Genomic DNA, 4,959 nt, shown 5'->3' with positions numbered 1-4,959 from the left:
AGCCCGTCCTCGGCAGCTCGCGAGGTCAGTCGAAGAGCGTCGACTCGGTCCAGGCTTCTGCGGCGGCCCTGCTCGCGGCCGTGGCCCCGACCTTGGCGGCCGGACGGCCCGCAGCGGCGGGCCGCTTGGCGGGTGCGACCGCGAGGTCGTCCGTGCCGGCGAGCGTCGACCGCTCCTCGCCGCGCCCGGCGGCCCAGTCCTGCGCCGCGAGACCCGCGAGCTGGTCGGCCCGCTCGTTGAAGTGGTTGCCGACGTGCCCGCGCACCCACCGGAAGCGCACCGGCCCGGGGCGGGCCTGGATCGCGGCCTCGATGCCCTGCACGAGCTCGAGGTTCTTCACGGGGCTGCCGCCGGCCGTCCGCCACCCCTTGCGCTTCCAGCCCTCGAGCCACTCCGACGCGCACTTGATGGCGTACTGGGAGTCGGACTCGATGAGGAGCGGTTCGGCGCCGGGGTGTGCGCGCACCGCTTCCAGCAGAGCCTGGAGCTCTGCGACCTGGTTCGTCCCGCTGGCTGCGCCACCGGAGTCGAAGGTTCCGTCGTGGTTGATCCACGCCCAACCGATCGCTCCACCCGGGTTGACCAGGCACGAGCCGTCGGTGCTGACAGTGATCACTTGTGCGTCCTCGCTCATCGGAGTCGGAAGTCCGTCGCGCCCATTGTCCCCGACTTTCGGGGGCGCCGGGACCGCCGTCTGCCTGGTGCGTGCCCGACGGCGGAGCGCACCCGTGCGCGTTCGGCGCGCTCCGTCGTCGGGCGCCCGGGTGACACCGGGACCGGGGTGACGGACGCCTCGGACGAGCCGCGACCGCGGTAGCCGCACGAGGCCCGGACAGCACGACGCCCCCGCCCCCACCGGTGACCGGGGGAGCGAGGGCGACGTGGGATCAGGCCGTGGTCAGCTGACGCCGAGCAGGTCGATCACGAAGACGAGCGTCTTGCCGGACAGGCGGTGGCCACCGCCGGCCGGGCCGTACGCGAGCTCCGGGGGGCAGACGAGCTTGCGACGCCCGCCGACCTTCATCCCCGGGATGCCCTGCTGCCAGCCGGCGATGAGGCTGCGGAGCGGGAAGTTGATGGACTGGCCGCGGCTCCAGGACGAGTCGAACTCCTCGCCGGAGTCGTACTCGACGCCCAGGTAGTGGACGTTGACGGTCGAGCCGGGCTGCGCCTCGGCGCCGTCGCCGACGATCAGGTCGACGACCTCGAGCTCGGTGGGGGCCGGGCCCTCGGGGGCGTCGACCTCAGGACGGGTGCGTTCGGTGTTCTCGGACATGTTCCGATCCAACCACGGGTCGCCCCCGCAGCGGCTGTCGGAACTCCCGCGAACCGCAGAACCGTGCGGAAAAGTTGGGGATCCCGAAACCCACGGAGGCCCTTTTCTTGCCATGATGAACGCATGACACCCCCCGCTGCCCCGACCTCCGGCGTGCCCGCGCACGCCGGCGAGGCCCGCCGTCGGACCCCTCAGGAGATCCGTCGCTGGCGCCGGTACCTGGCCGACGAGCGCGCCGAGGCCGCGTCCTACCGCGACCTCGCGTCCCGCCGCACGGGCGAGGAGAAGGAGATCCTGCTCGCGCTCGCGGACGCCGAGAAGCGCCACGAGGACCACTGGCTCGCGCTGCTCGGAGACGACGTGGGCAAGCCCCTGCGCGGCGACTGGCGCACCCGGTCGCTCGGGCTGTTCGCGCGCCGGTTCGGCGGGGTGTTCGTGCTGGCTCTCGCGCAGCGGGCCGAGGCCCGCTCGACGTACGAGTCGGACGTCGACGCGACCGCCGCGATGGCGGCCGACGAGCGCATCCACGAGGAGGTCGTGCGAGGGCTCGCGACGCGCGGGCGCATGCGCATGTCGGGGACGTTCCGCGCAGCGGTGTTCGGCGCGAACGACGGACTGGTGTCCAACCTCGCGCTGATCCTGGGGATCGGGGCGTCGGGCGCGTCGAACGAGACCGTGCTGCTCACGGGCCTCGCGGGGCTGCTCGCCGGCGCGCTGTCGATGGGGGCGGGCGAGTACGTGTCGGTGCGTTCGCAGCGCGAGCTGCTCGACGCGTCGACGCCCAGCCCGCTGGCCTCGGCCGCGCTGCCGCACCTCGACGTCGACGCCAACGAGCTCGCGCTCGTCTACCGGGCCCGTGGCCTGACTCCCGACGAGGCCGAGAAGCACGCGGGCGAGGTGCTGTCGACGTACACCGCGGCGACCGTGATCGCGCCAGCCGCCGAGGTCGACGAGTTCGAGACGCACGGCTCGGCGATGGGGGCGGCAGTGTCGTCGTTCCTCTTCTTCGCGTCGGGCGCGCTCATCCCGGTGCTGCCGTACCTGTTCGGCCTCGAGGGTGGGGTCGCGGTGCTCGTCGGGAGCGCCCTCGTGGGGTTGGCGCTGCTCGGCACGGGAGCCACGGTCGGGCTGCTGTCGGGCGCGTCGCCGGTCAAGCGTGCGCTGCGCCAGATCGCGATCGGGTTCGGCGCGGCCGCCGCGACGTACGCGCTGGGGCTGGCCTTCGGGACCACGGTCGGGTAGGCGGGGTTCTCGGGTGAAGAGCCGGCGGTCGGCATGCGGAGTGCCGCGGCCTCTCCTACGGTGAGAACTCGTACGACCGTTCCACGACGAGGATGCCGATGCCCAGGTCTGCCGCAGCTCTCCCCGTGCGCTCTCGCGCACGGCGCTGGCTCGTGCGCGGACTGGTTGCCGGCGTCGGCGCCGGGGTCGGGACGCTCGTGGCGATCGGGACCGCGGGCTCGGCCGCTGCGGCCGACGACCCGCTCGGCCTCGGTGGGCTCCTCGCCCCCGTGACGGGCACGGTCCAGCAGGTCGTCGAGCCGATCGTCACCCCCGTCGTGCAGGGCGTCGTCAAGCCCGTGCTCGACCCGGTCGTGCAGCAGGTCGTGGCTCCTGTGGCGAAGCCGGTCGCGCCGGTCGTCGAGGCGGTCGCCGCCCCGGTGGCTCCTGTGGTCAAGCCCGTGGCCGACGTCGTCGCCCCCGTCACAGGAGGCGTCGCCCAGGTCGTGGCACCGGTCGCGAAGCCCGTGGTGGATGCCGTCGCCCCGGTGGTCACGCCCGTGCTCGACACGGTTGCCCCGGTGACCGCACCGGTCGCCGACTCGTTGGCCCCGGTGGTCACGCCGATCGTCGAGCCGCTCGCTCCCGTGCTGAACCCGGTCCTCGAACCGCTGGCCCCGGTGGTCGGTGCGCTCGACCCGGTCCTCGGGTCGGTGCTGGGTCCACTGGCTCCGGTCGTGGGCCCGATCCTTCCGGGGACGGGCCCCGGGACGGTTCCGGACGGAGGCGACGAGGTGCTACCCGTCGTCCCCGGGGGGACGGCCCCTGGCGCCGGCGTCGCGACCGTTCCTGACTCGGCCCCCGTCCCGGGCGGAGGAACGACGGTCCCTGGTGCGGCGCCGATGCTCGGGGTCGATCTGTCGGCAGACAGCCTCGAGGTCACGGGGCTCGGTCGGCTCGGTGACAAGGCTCCGCCCGGCTCGCTCGCTTCGCTCTCCGACTTCCCCTCGGCGGTGCTGGGCAGCCCCACCCACGAACCCCTGGGGAGTCCACTGTCTGCGCCCGGAGGCGTCGAGTCCGCGGCTCCGTCGGGCGGTTCCAGCACGGTGTCACCTCGTGGTGGCTCCGGTGGTGACTCGGCTGTCGCGGCGGCCTCCCCGTTCTTCGCTCCCTCGATCCTCTGGGCAGTGCCCGACGCCGAGGCGCGAGCGGCCCACTCCTCCACGTTCTTCGAGGTCCCTGTCTCCCCTGCATGACCTGGCCACGTCGCGCCCTCGCGCGCGGCACGAGCCATCCGGCGCAGCCCCTTCGCGGCGCGCCGTCCACGTCATGCAAGGAGAAACGATCATGCACACCTACGTTCGTCGCGCGCTGCAGACAGCGCTCGTCACAGGCGGCCTGCTGGCCGTCGGGGCCGTCTCGGCCCAGGCCTCCGAGGGCGACCTCCTCGGCAACCTCGGACTCGACCTCGGGGTCGATGTCCCGCTCAGCCAGGTCGTCGGGGTCTTGCCCGACGTCACGGTCGACGTCCCGGTGAACGTGCCGGTCAACGTCTCGTCCGTCGCCGTCGGTGTCCTCGGGGACGCCGCGGTGAGCTCGCCGGTCCCGGCGAACGTGCCGGCTCCGGTGCCCGCACCGGTCACGGCACCTCCGACGGGTGGTCCGGCGGACGTCGACATCGACGTGCCCGTCACGATCCCGGTGAACGTCTCGTCCGTCGCCGTCGGTGTCCTCGGGGATGCCGCGGTGAGCTCACCGGCACCGGCACCCGCTCCGGCGCCCGCTCCGGCACCTGCTCCGGCACCTGCTCCGGTGCCGGGGTCTGGGGCGGTCACCGACCCTGCGGACATCGACATCGACGTGCCGGTCACGATCCCGGTGAACGTCTCGGGGATCGCCGCAGGGGTCCTGGGGGACGCGACCGTCTCGTCGTCCACCCCGGTCGCGCCGCTCGTGCCGGCACCTGCTGAAGGCGTCCCTGCGGACGGCCTCTCGGTCGATGTTCCCGTGACCGTCCCGGTCACCGTGACCGACGTCGCGGTGGGTGTTCTCGGAGACGCGACGGTCGGTGCTGGTGCTGGTGCTGGTGCTGGTGCCGGTGCTGGTGCTGGCACAGGTACTGGCGCCGGAGGCGTCGCGGGGATTCCGGACGGCCTGCTCGGCGGGCTGACCGGTGACGGCCAGCTCGGCGGACTTCTCGGTGAGGACGGGCTTCTTGACGGGATCCTCGGGGGCGGTGGCCTGCTGGGGTCGTTGCCCGACGTCAGCGTGAACCTGCCGATCACCGTCCCGGTGGACGTGTCCTGCCTGGGCGTCGGCCTCCTGGGCGACGCCTCGGTCGCGTGCCCCGCTGCGGCTGTGGTCGATCCGACGGACCCGACGGACCCGACGGACCCGACGGACCCGACGGACCCGACGGACCCGACGGACCCGACGGACCCGACGGACCCGACGGACCCGAC

General features: G+C 73.5%; 5 protein-coding genes. 3 read left to right on the top strand and 2 right to left on the bottom strand.

Features of this window, described 5'->3' with window-relative positions; all coding sequences use genetic code 11:
• Positions 1-25: 25 nt before the first annotated feature.
• Together ACFWFR_RS17320 and ACFWFR_RS17315 are read right to left on the bottom strand one after the other, a co-directional pair.
• Complete coding sequence (locus ACFWFR_RS17320) at positions 26-616, bottom strand: ribonuclease H (RefSeq protein ID WP_191804208.1); 591 nt, start codon at positions 614-616, stop codon at positions 26-28.
• Between the two features lie 282 nt (positions 617-898).
• On the bottom strand, positions 899-1,276 hold the full coding sequence (locus tag ACFWFR_RS17315) for an FKBP-type peptidyl-prolyl cis-trans isomerase (protein WP_056652896.1): 378 nt from the start codon (positions 1,274-1,276) through the stop codon (positions 899-901).
• A gap of 123 nt (positions 1,277-1,399) precedes the next feature.
• On the opposite strand from ACFWFR_RS17315, the gene ACFWFR_RS17310 reads away from it, so the two are divergent.
• The 3 genes from ACFWFR_RS17310 to ACFWFR_RS17300 all read left to right on the top strand — a co-directional run.
• On the top strand, positions 1,400-2,518 hold the full coding sequence (locus ACFWFR_RS17310; protein WP_377623850.1) for a VIT1/CCC1 family protein: 1,119 nt from the start codon (positions 1,400-1,402) through the stop codon (positions 2,516-2,518).
• Between the two features lie 98 nt (positions 2,519-2,616).
• Positions 2,617-3,753: a hypothetical protein gene (locus ACFWFR_RS17305; protein WP_377623848.1), complete on the top strand. Its 1,137-nt coding sequence runs from the start codon at positions 2,617-2,619 to the stop codon at positions 3,751-3,753.
• 91 nt (positions 3,754-3,844) lie between these two features.
• Positions 3,845-4,959: hypothetical protein (locus tag ACFWFR_RS17300; RefSeq protein ID WP_377623847.1), on the top strand; the 1,115-nt coding region annotated here is incomplete at its 3' end.

Origin of the sequence: Oerskovia sp. NPDC060287 (assembly GCF_042726775.1) — a bacterium.
Lineage (GTDB): Bacteria > Actinomycetota > Actinomycetes > Actinomycetales > Cellulomonadaceae > Oerskovia > Oerskovia merdavium.
The sequence above is the reverse complement of the archived record's forward strand: the minus strand, read 5'-3'. Positions and strand labels throughout refer to the sequence as shown.

Coding starts and splice junctions, on each gene's coding strand:
- ACFWFR_RS17305 (WP_377623848.1), top strand. CDS start 2,617: ATGCCCAGGTCTGCCGCAGCTCTCCCCGTGCGCTCTCGCGCACGGCGC.
- ACFWFR_RS17315 (WP_056652896.1), bottom strand. CDS start 1,276: ATGTCCGAGAACACCGAACGCACCCGTCCTGAGGTCGACGCCCCCGAG.
- ACFWFR_RS17310 (WP_377623850.1), top strand. CDS start 1,400: ATGACACCCCCCGCTGCCCCGACCTCCGGCGTGCCCGCGCACGCCGGC.